1 protein-coding gene and 1 pseudogene are annotated in these 643 nt (G+C 61.7%); one reads left to right on the top strand and one right to left on the bottom strand.

Translation table 11 applies throughout. From position 1 onward, the window contains the following. A partial coding sequence (locus tag A3754_RS06525; protein WP_063519131.1) for a transcriptional repressor occupies positions 1-278 on the top strand: 278 nt, incomplete at its 5' end. Positions 279-352: 74 nt separating this feature from the next. On the opposite strand, the pseudogene A3754_RS27440 reads toward A3754_RS06525, so the two are convergent. Beyond that, a pseudogene (locus A3754_RS27440) lies at positions 353-643 on the bottom strand (DNA repair protein RecN); the annotation flags it as partial.

Consider the following 643-nt stretch of genomic DNA (forward strand, 5'->3'; position numbering starts at 1 on the left):
ACTCCGGCGAAGACGTGGGGCTGGCCACGGTGTATCGCGTGCTGACCCAGTTCGAGCAGGCTGGCATGGTGCTGCGCCACAATTTCGAAGGGGGCTCAGCCGTTTTCGAGCTGGCCGATGAAGACCATCACGACCACATGGTGTGCATGGAAACCGGCCAGGTGGTGGAATTCATGGATGACGTGATCGAGAAGCGCCAGCACGCCATTGCCGAGGAGCACGGTTACGAAATCGTGGATCACTCGCTGGTGTTGTACGTCAAGCCGAAGAAGAAGTAGTAGCGCCTCACGCAGCACGCTTCATGTCGCACACGGGCGTGGTGCCTGTTGCGTGAAGCATGCTGCGTTTCTTGTCAGGCTGCCTGGGCTTTGCTCAGCATCTCTTTGGCGTGATTGCGGGTGGATTCGGTGATTTCCACGCCACCCAGCATGCGCGCCAGCTCTTCCACCCTTGCGGTCTCGTCCAGCCCCTGAATGCGGGTGTGGGTGGTGTCGTCTCCCTGAATCTTGTGTACCTGCCAGTGCTGGTGCCCCTGGCTGGCGACTTGTGGCTGGTGGGTAATGCACAGCACCTGGGCGTGCTGGCCCAGCTCGCGCAGTAACCGGCCGACGATCTCGGCGACGCCGCCGCCCACGCCCACATC

This window comes from Alcanivorax sp. HI0083 (assembly GCF_001635175.1).